This window comes from Chitinophaga sp. LS1, assembly GCF_034274695.1.
Classification (GTDB): domain Bacteria; phylum Bacteroidota; class Bacteroidia; order Chitinophagales; family Chitinophagaceae; genus Chitinophaga.
On sequence record NZ_CP128362.1, the window covers coordinates 2,867,195 to 2,884,809 of the forward strand.

16 protein-coding genes are annotated in these 17,615 nt (G+C 45.0%); 8 read left to right on the top strand and 8 right to left on the bottom strand.

The window, feature by feature from the left end; all coding sequences use genetic code 11:
• Window positions 1-51: 51 nt before the first annotated feature.
• A complete protein-coding gene (locus QQL36_RS11840; RefSeq protein ID WP_235643459.1) occupies window positions 52-1,458 on the bottom strand; it encodes an FMN-binding glutamate synthase family protein in 1,407 nt (468 codons plus the stop codon).
• A gap of 235 nt (window positions 1,459-1,693) precedes the next feature.
• On the opposite strand from QQL36_RS11840, the gene QQL36_RS11845 reads away from it, so the two are divergent.
• The 7 genes from QQL36_RS11845 (at window position 1,694) to QQL36_RS11875 (ending at window position 10,947) form a co-directional block, all read left to right on the top strand.
• On the top strand, window positions 1,694-4,261 hold the full coding sequence (locus tag QQL36_RS11845; RefSeq protein ID WP_321569823.1) for a family 20 glycosylhydrolase: 2,568 nt from the start codon (window positions 1,694-1,696) through the stop codon (window positions 4,259-4,261).
• 155 nt (window positions 4,262-4,416) lie between these two features.
• Complete coding sequence (locus tag QQL36_RS11850; RefSeq protein ID WP_321569824.1) at window positions 4,417-4,857, top strand: universal stress protein; 441 nt, start codon at window positions 4,417-4,419, stop codon at window positions 4,855-4,857.
• 100 nt (window positions 4,858-4,957) lie between these two features.
• The gene (locus QQL36_RS11855) at window positions 4,958-7,543 is read left to right on the top strand and encodes a phosphatidylglycerol lysyltransferase domain-containing protein (RefSeq protein ID WP_321569825.1); all 2,586 of its coding nucleotides are present in this window, start codon (window positions 4,958-4,960) and stop codon (window positions 7,541-7,543) included.
• A gap of 17 nt (window positions 7,544-7,560) precedes the next feature.
• On the top strand, window positions 7,561-8,253 hold the full coding sequence (locus tag QQL36_RS11860; RefSeq protein ID WP_321569826.1) for an AcvB/VirJ family lysyl-phosphatidylglycerol hydrolase: 693 nt from the start codon (window positions 7,561-7,563) through the stop codon (window positions 8,251-8,253).
• A 351-nt stretch (window positions 8,254-8,604) separates the two neighbouring features.
• Window positions 8,605-8,970, top strand: coding sequence for a hypothetical protein (locus QQL36_RS11865; RefSeq protein WP_321569827.1), 366 nt, complete (start codon window positions 8,605-8,607; stop codon window positions 8,968-8,970).
• A gap of 135 nt (window positions 8,971-9,105) precedes the next feature.
• Window positions 9,106-9,378, top strand: a complete 273-nt coding sequence (locus QQL36_RS11870; protein WP_083721219.1) for a hypothetical protein — start codon at window positions 9,106-9,108, stop codon at window positions 9,376-9,378.
• A 972-nt stretch (window positions 9,379-10,350) separates the two neighbouring features.
• Window positions 10,351-10,947, top strand: coding sequence for a response regulator transcription factor (locus QQL36_RS11875; protein WP_083721217.1), 597 nt, complete (start codon window positions 10,351-10,353; stop codon window positions 10,945-10,947).
• A 15-nt stretch (window positions 10,948-10,962) separates the two neighbouring features.
• On the opposite strand, the gene QQL36_RS11880 is transcribed toward QQL36_RS11875, so the two are convergent.
• The 3 genes from QQL36_RS11880 to QQL36_RS11890 all read right to left on the bottom strand — a co-directional run bounded on the left by QQL36_RS11880 (window position 10,963) and on the right by QQL36_RS11890 (window position 12,818).
• Entirely contained in the window at window positions 10,963-11,619 is a 657-nt protein-coding gene (locus QQL36_RS11880; RefSeq protein WP_321569828.1) for an FAD-binding oxidoreductase, read from the bottom strand.
• 12 nt (window positions 11,620-11,631) lie between these two features.
• Complete coding sequence (locus QQL36_RS11885; protein ID WP_321569829.1) at window positions 11,632-11,880, bottom strand: hypothetical protein; 249 nt, start codon at window positions 11,878-11,880, stop codon at window positions 11,632-11,634.
• 86 nt (window positions 11,881-11,966) lie between these two features.
• Window positions 11,967-12,818 carry a helix-turn-helix domain-containing protein gene (locus QQL36_RS11890; RefSeq protein WP_083721211.1) on the bottom strand — a complete coding sequence of 284 codons (852 nt, stop codon included), beginning with the start codon at window positions 12,816-12,818 and terminating at the stop codon, window positions 11,967-11,969.
• 140 nt (window positions 12,819-12,958) lie between these two features.
• Between QQL36_RS11890 and QQL36_RS11895 the strand changes: the two genes are divergently transcribed.
• Window positions 12,959-13,195 carry a hypothetical protein gene (locus QQL36_RS11895; RefSeq protein WP_143708711.1) on the top strand — a complete coding sequence of 79 codons (237 nt, stop codon included), beginning with the start codon at window positions 12,959-12,961 and terminating at the stop codon, window positions 13,193-13,195.
• Here the strand turns inward: QQL36_RS11895 and QQL36_RS11900 are convergent.
• The 4 genes from QQL36_RS11900 to QQL36_RS11915 all read right to left on the bottom strand — a co-directional run bounded on the left by QQL36_RS11900 (window position 13,192) and on the right by QQL36_RS11915 (window position 17,553).
• Window positions 13,192-14,172 (bottom strand): tetratricopeptide repeat protein, encoded by a 981-nt coding sequence (locus QQL36_RS11900; protein ID WP_083721207.1) that lies wholly within the window; start codon window positions 14,170-14,172, stop codon window positions 13,192-13,194. The genes QQL36_RS11895 and QQL36_RS11900 overlap by 4 nt on opposite strands.
• A 244-nt stretch (window positions 14,173-14,416) precedes the next feature.
• Window positions 14,417-14,893 carry a MarR family winged helix-turn-helix transcriptional regulator gene (locus tag QQL36_RS11905; RefSeq protein ID WP_083721205.1) on the bottom strand — a complete coding sequence of 159 codons (477 nt, stop codon included), beginning with the start codon at window positions 14,891-14,893 and terminating at the stop codon, window positions 14,417-14,419.
• A 121-nt stretch (window positions 14,894-15,014) separates the two neighbouring features.
• On the bottom strand, window positions 15,015-16,196 hold the full coding sequence (gene uxuA / locus QQL36_RS11910; protein WP_220388708.1) for a mannonate dehydratase: 1,182 nt from the start codon (window positions 16,194-16,196) through the stop codon (window positions 15,015-15,017).
• A gap of 70 nt (window positions 16,197-16,266) precedes the next feature.
• Window positions 16,267-17,553, bottom strand: coding sequence for a glycerate kinase (locus QQL36_RS11915; protein WP_321569830.1), 1,287 nt, complete (start codon window positions 17,551-17,553; stop codon window positions 16,267-16,269).
• Window positions 17,554-17,615: the final 62 nt, after the last annotated feature.

Genomic DNA, 17,615 nt, shown 5'->3' on the forward strand with positions numbered 1-17,615 from the left:
AATAGACCAAAACGCTTCTGCTTTTGGCAGAAGCGTTTTGGTTTTGATAATTTACCAGTTATCGATACTTATTTTCTCTATCGTTTCAGCATTCAATAAAGCCCCTACTTCTGTACTTGGATAGATCTCTTCGAAGGTCTTTACCTGGTTCATAAACACCCTTCTTGAAAGGTGACTTCTGGTAATATGATGTGGTGTTTCCAATCCTGCTGCAGCAGCCAGTTCAATGGCACTTTCAATAGTATCCTGATGATAATTAGCTACTCTGTGCTTTTTATCATCAACAACCAGACCCGCCTGCAACCATTTATCCTGTGTCGCTACACCTGTAGGACAACGGTTTGTATTACAAATTAAGGCTTGTATACAACCTATTGCCATCATCATTGCTCTTGCACTGTTGCAGGCATCGGCACCCAATGCCAAAGCGCGGAGGATGTGGAAGCCAGTGAGGATCTTACCAGAGGCAATCACCTTTACTTTATGACGGATATTGTATCCTCTCAGTGTATCGTGTACAAATGCCAGTGCATCCATCAGTGGCATACCAACAGAGTTGCTGAACTCAGGAGGTGCCGCACCGGTACCGCCCTCACCACCATCAACAGTGATAAAGTCAGGATAGCAGCCAGTTTCCAGCATGGCTTTACAGATCGCATGGAATTCAGATTTCTGACCGATACACAGTTTGAAACCAACAGGTTTACCATTTGCCAGATTACGCATTTTGCTGATGAATTCCATCATCTGGCGGGGTGTATTGAAGGCCGTGTGGTAAGGAGGGGAGGCCACTGTGGTATGTGGTTTCACATGACGGATAGCGGCGATTTCAGGGGTGTTCTTTGACGCAGGCAGGATACCGCCGTGGCCTGGTTTGGCACCCTGAGATACCTTTAGTTCGATCATGCGGATTTGTGGCTTCGCACTATTCTGTGCAAATAGGTGTTCGTCGAAATGACCATTTTCATCACGGCAGCCGAAGTAACCGGTGCCTATTTGCCAGATGATATCGCCACCCTGGTTCAGGTGGTGCTCACTGATACCACCTTCGCCGGTGTTATGAGCAAAGTTGCCAATTTTGGCGCCGCCGTTCAACGCTTCGACCGCATTGGCACTCAGGGAACCATAGCTCATAGCAGACACGTTGAGGATGCTGGCAGAATAAGGCTGCCGGCATTCAGTACCACCGATCTGCACACGTGGATCCTTGTTCATGGTGTCGAAGGAACGGGGCTGGATGGAATGGGCCATCCATTCATACCCCTCAGCATATACGTTGAACTGGGTACCAAAGGGTTGTGAGTTCAGTTCACGTTTGGCACGCTGATAGATAGTGGAACGGTCTACCCTGTTGACAGGGCTACCGTCGATATCGCTTTCTACAAAGTACTGGTAGATTTTAGGACGTATATCTTCCATCAGATAACGCATTCTGCCTACAATGGGGTAATTGCGCATAATGGCGTGTTTTTTCTGGAAAATATCAACAAATCCGAGGATAATAAGTGGAACAATCAATACCAGTAACCACAGCACCCAGGGAAAGAAATAAACGCCACAAAATATAAGCGCGAGACTGCCTAGCGTAAAAGCAAAAAATCCTTTCATAAACGAGCTTCCTTTTTAATGAGTAGTTAAAGATAGGAGAAAATGGTAATTCGCCTTATATTAGGGCGATTAATATCAACTGAACATGCATATAAGGAGGTTTTTACTGGTATGCGGTCTCTTTACAGTAGCCGTCACCAAGAGTTGGGCGCAGGCGCCTTTTGACGCTTCGCAATTGAAAGTATCCTGGGAAGTAGGGGAAAATCACTATCAGGGGAAAGCACAGTTTATGTCTGTTTTCACCATTGTCAATACAGGTCATACCGCATTTCCTGCCCAGGGATGGCAGTTATATTTCAACTTTGTAAGATCGGTAAATGCAGGCCCTACCACTGGTGGTGTAAGTGCTGCGCATGTGAACGGAGATTTGTATAAACTAACGCCTACTGCGGACAGTAAAGGGATTGCAGCTGGCGATTCTATTCGTATTGCACTGGTAGCTGATGCATGGGCGGTGAACTATACAGATGCACCAGATGGTTTATACTTCGTATGGGATAAAGAACCAGGCAAAGGATACAGTGTACCAGCATTGAATGTCCGCCCTTCTACACAACCTAAGCAATACCTGCGTTTTCCGGGTGATAAGATTGGTCTGATCACACCACAGGATATCTATGAGCAGAATAAAAATACAGCGGATGTACCCCTTGCTGAATTACCAAAGGTATTTCCTACACCAATTGAAATCACGAATGGTACAGGAGAACTGGTACTGACACCGGCCATGACCATCAGCGCAGATCCTGCATTTGCAAAGGAATCTGCCTATCTCGCAGCTGAACTGAAAACCGTATTTGGTAAGGAACCAGCTTTAACAAACGGCGGCAAAGCAACCATTACTTTATCTTCAGATGCCAGCCTGGCACCTGAAGATTATACACTGACTGTGACCAGCAATGGTGTACAGATTAAAGCGGGTGAAGGTGCCGGTATTTTCTATGGTATTCAATCCCTGAAATCGCTGTTCCCTGCGAATGCTTGGGCCGGTGCACAAAAGAAAATAACCCTCCCTGCAGTGAATGTAAAAGACGGTCCCCGCTTTGGCTACCGTGCATTTATGATCGATGTGTCCCGCAATTTTCATAGCAAAAATGACATCTATCGTCTGCTGGATCTGATGGCAATGTACAAACTGAACGTACTGCATTTTCACCTGACGGACGATGAAGGCTGGAGACTGGAAATCCCTTCCCTGCCTGAGTTGACGACAGTGGGTGCACACCGTGGTCATACACCCGATGAAAAGGATCATTTACAACCTGCATATGGTTCCGGTCCTGATGTGAGCAACGAAGCAGGCAGTGGTTTTTATACCAAACAGGATTTCATCGACATCCTTCATTTTGCCGCTGAGCGTCATATCCGTGTGATTCCTGAAATTGAAACACCGGGGCATGCGCGTGCAGCAATCGTATCAATGAAAGCCCGCTACGAAAAGTTATCAAAAGCTGGTCAACAGGCTGCTGCTGAAGAATATTTATTATCAGATCCGAAAGATGCATCTGTATATCGCTCTGTACAGAACTGGAATGACAATGTGATCAACGTAGCATTGCCGGCAGTATATCACTTCCTGGATAAGGTAGTGGAAGAAGTACAGGGAATGTATAAAGAAGCGGGCGTACCGCTGGAATATGTACACATGGGTGGTGATGAGGTACCAGCTGGGGTATGGGCGGGTTCTCCTGCTGTAAAGGCGCTAATGGAAAAAGATAAGCGTATTCGCGATGTGAATGATCTTTGGTATTACTATTATGGAAAAGTGAATGATCTGTTGAAGAAAAGAGGATTGAAACTGTATGGCTGGGAAGAGATGGGGATGCGTAAAACAACCCTGGATGGTAAGCCTTTCAGCATGCCAAACCCTGGATTTGGGGCTGAAAATCTGATGGTAGATGTATGGAACAATATCATGGGTGGGGGTGCAGAAGATCTGCCTTACCGGTTGGCCAATGCGAATTACAAAGTAGTGCTTTCAGGAGTGAGCAATATGTACTTCGATATGGCTTACATGAAGTCATTTGATGAACCGGGTTTCTACTGGGGTGGTTTTGTAGATGTGGATAAACCCTTCTATTTCATCCCGCTGGATTATTACAAGAACTCTAAAGTAGATGCACTGGGAAATCCGTTGGATCCGGCTATTTTCAAAGACAAACAACGACTGACTGGTTATGGTGCTGATAACATTGCAGGTGTGCAGGGATTGCTGTGGAGTGAGACAGTGAAGAATGTTGCCAGGATGGAGTATATGATCTTGCCTAAGTTGCTGGGATTGGCTGAGAGAGCATGGGCGAAAGATCCGGAATGGGCGCAGGTAAAAGATAGTGCACTAAGTGCAGATCTGTATGCAAAAGCGTGGAGTTCATTTGCAAATACACTGGGTAAGAAAGAGTTGGTGAGATTGAGTTATTATAATGGCGGGTATAATTACCGTATACCTACAGCGGGTGCGCGTGTAGTAGATGGGGTGGTGGTTGCGAATCTGCAATTACCAGGGTTTACGATCAGATATACAACAAATGGCAAGGAGCCGGATGCAAAGAGCAAAGTGTATGCAGGAACCATTAAAGAGAAAGGAACGATCAAATTAAAGGTATTTGATGCCAAAGGTAGGGCCAGCAGATCGGTATCTATTGAAAATAAATAGGCTGGTTGCAGGCCATCGCCGCCAAAAAACGCTTCTGTCACAGGCAGAAGCGTTTTTTGTTTTATCCCCATACTTATAGTAAATTTGTACCATAATACACCCTTACCTAAGCCTACCACAACAAACATCTGCATTTAAAAAAAAACCGACTGTCTATGTCAAAAATCATGATAGCTGTAGATCTTAGCAGCTATTCTGCCAGCGTTATTGCTGCTGGTATGGAACTCGCGCGGAGCACCAAGTCTCCTGTAACCATCACTTCTATCCTGGACAAGAACGCAGAAGTAATACCTGTGATCGAAACAGTAAGCCCATCTGCCGATGAGCTGAATGGTCGTCTGCAGGACATTATCGCACATCTTGAAACTTACCGGGAAGCTTACCCTGATGTAACTGTATCCGTTACCGCTACTTTAGGCAATCCAAAAGAAGACATTCTGGAGCAGGCAGCTGAAGAAGGTGCAACTACCCTCGTAATTGGTACACACGGCCGCACCGGTCTGGACCATTTACTGATTGGCAGCACGGCTGAATTTGTCATCCGTCATGCTTCTATTCCTGTATTGGTAGTGCCTTACAGGAAAGAAAAGCATTAAAATTTAATTAAACTGTTCACCATATCCTTATTGCCTTTCAACTTACACGTAGTTTTGTGTGTTAAGTAAGGATCATGCTATACTCAAAATTATACCTGTAATGCCCTTGAAAGACAAGATCAAAATTGGGCCGTTGTTGCGTAAACTGCATTGGAAAGAAATGCTGGCTGTACTTTTTATTTTACTGGCCATCTATTTCTTCAGGCAACAGCGCCATGAATTATATTCTCTGATGCCTGCCATAGAGCGGGCTGACCGCTTCTGGGTGATCGTCGGCATAGTACTCTCTGTGGTATACATTTTACTGCAGGCATGGATGTATCTCTATAGTTTCCGTTCTGTAGGTAGTAAGCTGGACATCGGCAGAGGAACTGAATTGTTTCTGAAGCGTAACCTGCTAAGTATCTTTTTGCCTGCAGGCGGCGTGAGCTCACTGGCTTACCTGCCACAGAGCCTCAGACGCAGCCAGATTAATAAGCAACAGATCCATCAGGCCTCCGGCATCTATGGATTTGTAGGTATTTTCTCCGTTTTCCTTGTGGGAATACCTGTGGTGGGCTATGCAGTATTGCACGATGAATCGATGCTGGAAGCAGTAGGGGGACTGGTGACCATTTGTGCGGTGCTGGCAGGCACTGTCTGGTTAGTGCGTTCTATCCAGACGAGGGGAGCCGCTTACAACCTGCTGGCAAAATATCTGCCTGGTGTGATGCAGCATGTAGACGAGATCTTCGCCTTTGACCTGAACCGCCCCGCATTTATAAAAACAATACTGGTGTCTGCCGGCATAGAGTTGGCAGGCATCGCTCATTTATACCTGAGCATGTTGGCTACAGGGGCGCATCCATCGCTGGAAGCCGCTTGTGTAGGGTACATCGTAGCTACGATCTTCCTGATTGTATCGCCTTTTTTGAGGGGATTGGGCGCCATTGAGCTTTCATTGGCTTACCTGCTCACCAATTATGGATTTACCTCCCTGCAGGCATTGGAAATCACATTATTATACCGCCTTTTCGAGTTCTGGCTGCCTTTGCTGGCAGGGGTGTTTGCTTTTATCCTGAAGGGGCGTCACCTGGTGCTGCGCTTAGTGCCGCCGGTGTTGATCTTTCTGCTGGGGATGGTGAACATTTTTTCGGTATTGACGCCTCCCCTCGCAAATCGTTTGCGGGTGCTGAGAGGCTATATTCCAACAGAGAGTATTCATGCTTCCAACTTATTGGTGGTGTTCCTGGGATTGGTACTGCTGGTCACCGCCACTTTTCTGTTCAGGGGATTGCGTAGTGCCTGGATTGTTGCACTGACGGTATCGGTGTTATCAGCCTTTGGCCATATCAGTAAGGCATTGGACTATGAAGAGGCTTCGCTGGCATTGTTAACGGCGCTTATTTTGCTTATTACTGCCAGGCAATATAGGATCAAGAGCAATCGTCAACTGGTGAATATCGGGGTCGTGACGGCAGTCGCAACGCTACTGGTAGTATTGATCTTTGGCACGATCGGTTTCTATTTCCTGAATGTAAAGCATTTCGGAATTGACTTTACCCTGTTGCATTCATTGCGTGCATCTTTTCATGGCTTCCTGTTACTTGAAGACGATGGGTTAAAACCGGTGACGCGTTTTGGCCGGGAGTTTTTAAGTGCCATCCGGGTATTGGGGGTAGGAGCCTGGGCGTTCCTGTTCTATACCATTATTCGTCCTTATCTGCATAAAGGCAAGCATACGAATGCGGCGATGGAAAAGGCGCAGTATTACCTGAGTCAATATGGTAGTTCCGCGATGGACTACTTTAAAGTGGGGGATGACAAGTTGCTCTTTATATCAGAGAAATACGAGGGTTTTATTGCCTACAGAGTAGCCAGTAGTTTTGCAATCGTACTGGAGGAGCCGGTATGTGCAGAAGATGCAAAATTGCCTTTGCTGCAGGAGTTTGAAGAGCAGTGTAAGAAGATGGGATTGAAGCCTGCATTCTACAGAGTGGATGAACAAAGTATGTATTATTTTGAACACCTGCGGAAAAAGAAGATCCTGATAGGGCAGGAGGGTATTGTGGATGTGACCGCGTTTACATTGAGTGGAAAGGATAAAAAATCCTTGCGTAACGGGTTGAATAGCCTGGCAGCGAAAGGGTATGTAACGGCAATAAAACGTGCGCCATTGAGCCCTGAGTTGGTAAAGGAACTGAAAGAAGTGTCTGACGAGTGGCTGGTGGATTATGATGTAAAAGAGATGACCTTCTCCCAGGGCTTGTTCGATATAGATGCCATCAGGGACCAGGATGTGATCACGGTAACGGATGCGCAGGGACAGGTGGCAGCATTTTTGAATATTATTCCGGACTATGCACCGGGGGAATGTACATATGATCTGATCCGCAAGCGTACGGCTACACCTGGTGGGTGCATGGATGCGTTGATCATCACATTGATACAGGATGCAAAGGATCAGGGTTTACAATACCTGAATCTGGGCCTGGTACCGATGTCTGGAATACAGCAACCGCAGAATACAGCCGAGCAGGTAGTAAAATTTGCGTACGAAAAGATCAAGGCGTTCCGTCATTATCATGGCTTGAGAGAATTCAAGGAAAAGTATGCCACGGACTGGACGAACAAGTACCTGGTATATGAGCATGATTTTGACCTGATACAACTCCCGGCTGCATTGAGCAAAGTAATGAAGGCTTGATTATAAAAACGCTTACAATGGTGAAAGGATTATGGCTGATGGGGGTACTGGGCCTTGTGATGGCTACAGCCCATGCGCAAACGGATATCAGCAAACTGCCTGTAACAGTGAAGGCACCTACAGCTGGCAACCAGCATCCGATAGTATTGTTTTTGTCAGGAGACGGAGGGATGAAGAAGTTTGCCGTGGATATGGTGAATACGCTGAATGCAAAGGGTTTTCCTGTTATTGGGTTGAACTCCCTGAAATACTTTTGGAGTAAGAAGACCCCACAGCAGGCAGGGGCAGATGTGGCAGCCTTATTACAATATTATAGTAAGGAGTGGAACAATCATTCATTTTTGCTGGTAGGTTACTCAATGGGAGCGGATGTATTGCCTTTCATATATCAGCATTTGCCGGGGGCGTTGCAGAACGGGACGTTATCGCTGGTGTTTATGTCACCATCCGCAAGTACGGATATGGTGGTACATATTTCAGATATGCTGGGCAAGAGTTCTACGCCTGGGGCGCTGAATGTACCGGCGGCGATGAATACGATCGTGAATAAGCCGTTATTATTGATTTTCGGGAAAGATGAAAACGACTTTGATCTGCATGCATTGACGATTACAAATTATAAATCCCTTGTATTGCCTGGAGGGCATCATTACAATGATGATGCGACTGGGGTAGTGACGCAGATGGTGTCGCACTGGGGGCCTAAATAAATAGTAACGCTCTTCCTCTCCGGAAGGGCGTTTTTTTTATCTCTAAAACTTTGGCGATCGCCTGTTTTTTTAATTAACAACTGGTTAACTGTCCTAATATTTGTTGCTAAAACGTTATACCATTCTATGTATGTAAACTATTGCAGATCATGCAATTAGTGAGGTATTTTGCAGCTATTTTTATTCGTTAACATCTTATTAACCAAATTCTCAGTCCGGTAATGTATCATTACAACGTAGTAATGTAATGTAGAAAAAAAGGATTTGTACCACATTTGTCAGCCATGGAAACCTCTTTCGGGTATCTACCCGTGAGAATTTTATCTTAAAGCGTATACACGAACAGCTATAATGGATAAAAACTTACTTCAGGATATTGCAACGGGTTGGTGCATTAAGATGCTGAAACCCTTTGCTGACGAGCCTTTTAATGGTTGGTTTTTGATGAAAACTCCCCAGGTTTCAACCGGGGGAGTTTACTTTTCAAGTAATGAAAGTGATTGGAAAATAAGGCGCAGCTGCAACAAAATAGCAGTAGGATTTTTTAGCTTGCATGCAGGCTATCCTGTATTAAAAATTGATCTTACACCCTCAAAATATAAGTTTATGAAAAACACGTACTATACTGCCTGCAGGGGCAGGTCCTATATTCCTGTTAACTATGGGGATGAAGCTAAACAAAGTTTTGTAACTGTTAAAACAGCATTAGCCAATTAAGGGATCGATACAAGAGACACAACATTAAAAAGGCTATCCGATAAATCAGCAAGGAAGAATCCATTGCAGACCTGGAACGAGTGACTTTAAAAATTTCTTATTATTCAAGTACATTGTAAACCCCACTATGCCAGCATGCCTAAACGTTATTTTGAAAGACTGCAAACCATTGATTACCTGATAAGGATCAAAGGCACAGGAAAACCCGCTCACCTTGCAAAAAGGTTAAGGATTTCCGAGAGAACTTTATTTGAATTTTTAAAAATGATGAAAGAACTGGGAGCTCCTATAGCATATGACCGCTATAAGGAAAGCTATTATTACTCGGAAAAAGGAGGCTTCAATATTAAATTTGTGAAGAATCTAACTTTAGCACTTGTGACGAACCTTCTCTTTTTTCTGATGTAATCCATTACTACTGTGTAACCCAATTCACACAGCTTATTCAATCTTTTTTTTCTGCTCAATCCTTCGGGATAGGGTCAGGACTTGTTTCCCCATGAATGCGCGTTACTGCGGAGTATGTTATTCCGCAGTTAACGGCGTATTAACTATGTCATTAACTGCACATTAACCTATTTTGGAGAAACTCTTCCTACCTTCCATGCCTGTTACACAAAAACTATATGGGGTTTGTCTTGCCATTTATCCCGCATAGGCAATTCTATATATGTAGCACCTAAATTTCGCAATTACCTTTTTCTCATAAGACGGTTTAGATTTCATAAGCTTCTGTACGCAGGTTTCTGTTAAGTTACCTGCCAGTTTTTTCCCATCTTAGCTATTATAAAAAAATCGGCCCTCACCAAGGGGTAAGGGCCAGAACATTCACATGTCAACCCGTTACAGCTGTGTCAATGAGTATGATACTGTAACGTTTTAATTTTTTAGTCAGTCATTAATGTTTGAACGATATATCAAATTTAGAGATAATGTTTTGATCTGGTGGTTAACCGATTGTTAAGGCACCCTCATTTTTATAATCCATAATTTTTTTACACTTAATATTGTGATACAGAACAGAGAACAAGCTCTTTTCTTTTCCTTTCATATTGTTTTACTATTTGGGAGCCTGCGGTTTTATGAGTAAATTGGTACGATTCCACGACTCCCTGACTATGTCCCTAATCAATGCAGGCTTACGTTTGAATAATTTTTTCTTTTTAGGTATTCTATAATATACAAACAATTGTTTATTAGTATTTATTGAAAAATCATATACTTATCGGATTGACTACTGTGGGTATTTGTTTCAAATTTGTTTCGGTATGGGAAACCGTGTATATATTCCATTACAGCCATACTAGTATACCAATTTATCGACACTTGCAGTACCGGAATTAAAGGTTTCGCAACATATACAAACCCAAAAAAAACAATATGAAAAATGTGCGGCGCAACAGCACTGGGAAGGCCAGTGGGGAGGATGCTTTAGGGGCGGAAGGCGGAGAACATGGGGATTCAAAACACCTGGTACAGCAACTGGCAAAAGATATCAGTAATGTCGTATTCATGGATAGTGACATTCCCGGACTAACTGCTATCGAAGCCGCCAATATTCTGAAAGCAGCTTATCCCGACATCAACGTACTATTATTTTCTGTGCGAAATAAGGAAACAGCTATTACCACCATTACCAGCAAGTATGATCCTGTACCACCACCAGCTTCTCTGAGTGCTACGTTTGCGCAACTTTACGAAGCGGCCATCCATAGTAATACGGCAACTATTCAGAAAGTACTTACTTTCTTCAACCGTAAACCGGAAGAAGAACCCATGCAGTATGGCCTTTCTCATCGTGAATTGCAGGTACTTGATTGTCTGGTAAGTGGAGATACCTACAAAAAAATAGCCGAGCACTGTCATATTAGTGTCGGCACTGTACGCTCACATATTATGAACATCTATCGCAAACTGGATGTAAATTCCCGTTCGTCTGCTATTGTCAAAGCTATGCAGGAAAGACTGGTAGGCTAGCTTACGCTTGTCCCACTATTCCCAGAACCCCGCCGCTTTTACCTGTTTCCAACCCAATTGTTTGAGCAATTTTCTTGTTTGAACCACCATCGGAATATAGCCAGCTACATAAAATGTAGTATCATTTGAAGGCAGTTGCAGTTGGTCCAGCCAATTGATAATATCCTTTTCCTGTCCGTCAGAGAACAGTACCGGCATGCCCATTATTGCTGCGGGTAGGGGATCTTCGTCTATTGCCACTGTATGGAAGCCCTGCTCCGGGTTCCGGTGGTGATACAGAGACAGGATATGGCCCATGGCGCTGGCATCGCCTATACATACCAGCTTAGAAGCTGCTGTAGGTTGGTGGAATCCGCCTCCGGGGCCTACGTACATGACAGGATCACCAGGAGCCAGCATTCGAAGCCACTCACTGCCCTGGCCTACGTGGCCCGCATCTATGATCAGGGTAGCTATCCGGGTATTTTCGTCGTAGTGTGCTACGGTGTAATCCCTGAACGCAGTACTGCTTACCTGGCACTTCAGGTGCTGACAGCTACGCCAGGCGAGGGGGGCGGGGAGCTGCAATTCCAATTTAAGTAAGCGGTGATCAAGAGCTGTTACCTGGCGCACATGCGCAGTCTTCCCCACCTTTCCCATCAGGAAGGCGGTTGCTTTTTCCTTTAACGACATATATTTTTGTGTTTAGTCTACTATCCCTGTTAGTTCCGGGAAGAGGTCAGTGATCAATGAGATGGCTTTGGGTGAGCGCAGTCGGAGGTGTGTAAAGATTCCGTTCAATTGTAGTACGGGTATCAGATCGATGATTTCCTGTACGGCTGATTCATAGGATGGATAATCAACTGGATTTTCAATTACAGCCAGACTGGCAAGGAAGTCGGAAACAGCCCCACGCTGTAACCGCACATTATTTTCTGTGCTGATAGCATGCATATCATTGTGTATTATATTGCTTGGCTGCATAAAGAGATCATTAATTCGGTACAAAATTATTGATGCTTCACACCTTACCTGTTATACTATTCCGGGTCAGATAGGGATTTATCCCGTACACTTTCCCTGAAGGCGGCAGGTGTATAGCCTGTATGTTGCTTAAAAAAGCGGTTGAAATAAGAGACTTCGTTGAATTGTAAATGCCAGGCTATTTCCTTCACACTTTCTTCTGCATGCAGTAGTAAGCGTTTGGCTTCCAGTATTCTACGTTCTGTAATGAGGGACGATGCAGTCTGTCCCGAGTATTGTCGCACCACTTCATTCAGGTAGTCCACCGAAATGTGGAGCGCCTCGGCATACTGTGCGGGTTTGGTCCATTCCAGGTAATGAGCGGCTACCAGTTCCCGGTAGCGGGTAAGGAGCGATTTATTGGCAGATGGTGCATCGGCAGTATGACGCTGTACCATGAGCAGGAGAATGGAGAGGTAATGCTGCAACAGGGGAATGGCCTGTGCCTTTTTTTCATTGTATTCTCTGTACATCAGGCAGATGATCTGGTTCACTGCTTCCAGCTCATCGGTTGGCAGTGTCACAGGTCCCTGCAGAGTGACCGGGAGTGATAACAGAGGAAGAAAGTCCGCAGTGAATGCAATGCCCCATCCTGTTCCTGTTTGCTCCGGTTGGGCCAGATGTACCTGACCGGGAACGATGAGTCCTATTTGCCCTGCATTCAACGTAACCAGCTCCATATCGATCATATGTGCACTGATACCTTCCATCAATACAAACAGCATGTAGTAATTGTGCCGGTGCACATCTGCCAGGCTGGCCATTTCCCTATTGGTAGTGGTGGACATGATTTTGATGGCAAAAGAAGGCAGATCCGGGAACAATCCATCCAGACTTTGCGACGCTATAAATTGCTTTTTCCGAGGCATATCATAAAGGTAGACGAACGGGGTGGGAGAAAATTGTAGAATTAACAAAAAAGTTATTTAGCCCTATTGTTTATTAATTATATATTGAATAAATTTATATACCCTATGACTTCCAAACTATTATTAAAAAACCTATGACCATGAATTGGATTGAAGAGTTAAATGTGATCTACCAAAAGCTAGGCGCTGTTGGTTTTGAAGAAGTAAAAAAAGAGATCTTAAAAGCCCAGATGAGCGGGCATAACGGAGAAACCTACTACCTTGTTCTCCAGCAGTTAATCATGATTAAGAAGGATAGAGTACAGATCTACGAACTGATCAAAGGTGAAGTAGAGAATATTATCCACTTCAGCAAGCACATGATTCACCTGAATTAATTTCTGTCAGCCAGTTCCTCTTTTAAGCTTTGCGCTTTGAAATAAATGGGTGCACTATCCGGTATTTTCAGCAACCATTCAAGGCAAAGTTGTTTATTGCCCTCTTTCAGATAGCTCAGGGCTATATAGAATGCGGCGTTATACTGGTAGGGTGAAGTCCCCGCAAATACGATCCCCAGATCCTTCCGGGCCCTGTTCAGTTCTCCCAGTTCAAGCAGGCTGACTCCTTTGTAATAGCGCGCCGGGGCGTGCGAGGAATCCTTTGCCAATAGCTGATCCAATAGCTGGATGGTATGGGTGAAATGACCGTGGTTAAAACTCATGGCTGCTTCGTGCAGAAGGAGGGCGGTATCGGCTTCCTGGCCTTCCCTGTGTATATGCTCCATCTCTGTACCGGAAAACTGTCTGTATACATCCTTGTGCCAGGGGCTCAGGAACAGCAGACCGGCCAGACCGGCGGCTATAATAGCGGTGACGATGACGTAGATACTGATCTTTGTATTTGGGTTGCCTTTGGTATGAAACCAGCGTTCCCGCTGATCAGCGAGCATCTCTTCCAGTTCTTCGCGTGTATTGTCATTGTCCTGGATGTTTCCCGACCAGGCCAGTGCTTCCTCCACGTATTTCATATGCACAGCATCCAACCCTGGGGAAGGCGCTACCGGATGGAAAGAAGACCCCTTGTTGGGCGTTTTTTCCATCAGTTCCTGTTTCCACTTTAGCTGGCAGGCATATAAAAAGAATGGCTCGAAATGATTAGTGAGCAAAAGTTTGTGATGACGGGCGTAGTTGTATATGGCCAGTAACACCTCTTCAAATACGTTGGCTGCTTCCTTTATATTACCTCCCCAACCAATTACCATGTGCTTTACCTTTCGGGAATAGCGCTTGTAAATGGCATCTACAATAGCAGGGGAGCTGTCCAGCAAACCATCTATATATTCGTCGTCATTATTTATAATCCGGCTGGATACCATAAAATCTTTCCTATGGGATAAAATTAAAAGTAATCAAGGTCAATAGACAAAAATATCTATTACAATGGTTATGCCGGATTTAAAAAATGTTGAATATAAAGGATGAGCGGTTTATTATGCTGTGTCTTATTAATGCATATCGTGTTATTTGTGTATCTTTTATAGAGAACTGAGCATTTGGGTGCCATTTCTCTGCATTGTTGCGTCTGGTCATCAAAAATTCCCGTATCTGGAAAAAATTCCATCAGGCAAGTTCAGGATGAAGTGAAAAGAGGAGTTTACCGAGGACCTGCCTGAGGGCAGCCGCATCTGAGTCTCCGATGATGGCTGTATATTCAGCCTGTATTTCTTCGAAGGTTTCAAATGCGGCTATCAGCAGTTTCTTGCCATTATCAGTCAGTGATATGAGAATGGCCCTGTTGTCGACGGCATGTTTCGTAGTAGAAATATATCCTTCTGATTCCAGGTACTTGACCACTTTGCTCATCGCCTGTTTGGTGATTCTTGCTTTCTTGGCCAGTTCATTGTTTATAATACCTTCTGGTTGAATATTGATAAATACTACCAGATCTCCCAGCTTAAAATTGTTATATCCTTTCTGTTGTAACTTTTCTACTATTCTACAGTCCATGTCCTTTTTCAACAATCCCAATAGTCTGGTCAGACTTCGTTTCCGTTGTGCCAGATGCAGCGCTACCTGCTCATCCAGTGAACTGTTCATTAGCTGTTTGTTTTCAGGGGTGTTACTTATTGGTTCAGCCGGTTACTATCCAGCTGCGTATGCGTTCGTTTCTAATCCCAACCTTATATAATTGCCAGCGTACGGCAGAAGGTGTTTGCTTTCATTTATTGAAGACTGAACGTGCAATACCCATTTCCAATCCCCGTAGTTCGGCAAGGCCCCGCAGTCGCCCAATCGCACTATAACCCGGATTGGTGTGTTTCTGCAGGTCATCCAGCATCTGGTGACCATGATCCGGTCGCATTGGGATGCTCACATTGCGCTTATGCATTACGGCGAGGATATTCCTGACCACTGCATACATATCCACATCGCCTTCGAGGTGATTGGCTTCATGGAAGTTGCCAATGCTGTCACGCTGTGTGCTGCGGAGGTGAATGAAATGAATATGTTCTCCCAGTCTTTCCACCATGCCTGGCAGGTCATTGTCTGCACGTACACCGTAAGAACCGGTGCAGAAACAGAGACCATTCGCCGCGTAAGGGGCTGCCTGCAGCAGTTCGCGTGCATCCTGTTCGGTGCTCACTATACGGGGCAGACCTAAAATAGGGAAGGGAGGATCGTCCGGATGGATGGCCAGTTTGATTCCTACTTCTTCTGCAACTGGTGCTATCTGTTGTAAGAAATAGAACAGGTGCAGCTTCAGCTGAGTAGCATCGATGCCTTTATATTTATCCAGGGCTTCCTGGAATTGCTGTAAAGAAAAACTTTCTTCAGAACCAGGTAAACCGGCTATGATGTTGCGTTGCAGCAGGGTCTTTTCTGCATCGGTCATACTATCAAAGCGCTCCTTAGCCATCGAGATGTCAGCAGGATCGTAATCATTCTCAGCTCCGGGACGTTGCAGCATGAAGAGATCGAAGGCCATGAAGGCTGCTTTTTCAAACCTTAATGCTTTAGAACCATCTTCCACGGTATAAGCAAGGTCAGTACGTGTCCAGTCCAGCACTGGCATAAAATTGTAGGTAACTACATAAATGCCACATTCTGCCAGATTACGCAACGACTGTTGGTAATGCTGGATGTATGTTTTGAAATCGCCACTTTGTGTTTTTATATCTTCATGTACAGGCACACTTTCTACTACGGACCAGGTCAGACCTGCCGCTTCGATGAGCGCTTTCCTTTCCAGGATCTCTTCTTTAGCCCATACTTCGCCATTTGGAACGTGGTGCAATGCCGTTACTATTCCGGTGGCCCCGGCTTGTTTGATATCAGCCAGGCTCACCGGGTCTTTCGGCCCGAACCAACGCCATGTCTGTTCCATTCTTAACATACGCATATACAGGTTTAAATGTCAAAAATAGGACTTCCAGCCATAATTAATAAAGAAGTAATGATGTTTTTATACACTATACAAGAAGAATGATTATAATATCCATCACATTCGTCTGTGTAGGCCCGGTAATCAGCAGTCCGCCGGCCTTTTGAAAAAAAGGATACGCATCCTGTTTATCCAGATGTTCCTGAGCATTCTTACCGATTTGCATAATCGCAGCATCGACAATGGCGCCCGCAGCATCTGTAGGACCATCAGTACCGTCGGTGCCTGCACTTAATAAAGTAATGCCTTCGGCTTCTCCCAGCGCAATGCCTGCCGCCAGCGCGAGTTGCTGGTTGCGTCCACCCAGGCCGTTACCAGTTACGGTGACAGTGCTTTCACCACCAGCCAGCAGACAGGTGGGCCTCTTACCCTTCCATTCTTTTGCCTGGGCAACCAGCGATTGTGCAATGGTGATTGCATCACCTGTCAATGTCGATGTGAGAATGTGTGTATCATATCCCAGTTGTGTGGCTGTGTGGACCGCAGCTTCCAGGGCTATACGGTTCGTGCCTGCGAGGAAAGTATAAGTGTGTGCAAAACGTGGATGCCCGGGTTTGGGCGTATCTGCTATTATTCCTGTGCAGCCTCTTTCCAGGTGTAAATAGATAGAAAGGGGCAGCAGCTCGGTGAGCTTGTATTTTTCCACCACCGCCATAGCATCTGCAAATGTGGAAGGATCAGGTACGGTAGGTCCTGAACCGATTACATGGAGATCATCGCCCACTACATCACTGAGAACAATGGCGCAGAGTGCGGGTGTATTTGTGAGGAGTGCGAGTTGTCCGCCTTTTACACCGGAGAGGTGTTTGCGTATGGTATTCATTTCGTGAATATCTGCGCCGCTTTTTAGCAAAAGATCAAATACGGATTGTACTTCCTGTAGCGTAACTCCGGGCGGATGATCTGCGAGTAGTGCAGATGCGCCACCGGATAACAGGAATAACACGATATCATCTGCCTGTACACCGGTGATCATTTCTGTCATTTGCAGTGTAGCAGCTACGCCATTTTCATCTGGAATAGGATGACCGGCTGTAGCAAGGGTGATATGTTGTAATGGTAATTCATGTCCGTATTTGGTGATCACCATGCCCTGTAACTGACAGTCAGAGAGTGCTGTTTCTACAGCATGTGCCATGGCAGCAGCTGCTTTCCCTGCACCAAATATCCATACAGGCCTGCCTGCGGTACGTGGAAATGATTTGCCGCAAATGGTGATGGTATCCGCATTATGTTGTATACATTGTTGTATTAACGTTGCCGGTTGTACGGCATTGATCGCGGAATTAAAAATGGAAATTGCATCAGTATTCATATTGAAAAAAAATAAGGATGCTTCTGAGCATCCTTATCCATTTTTATTTTGTTGGGTATTGT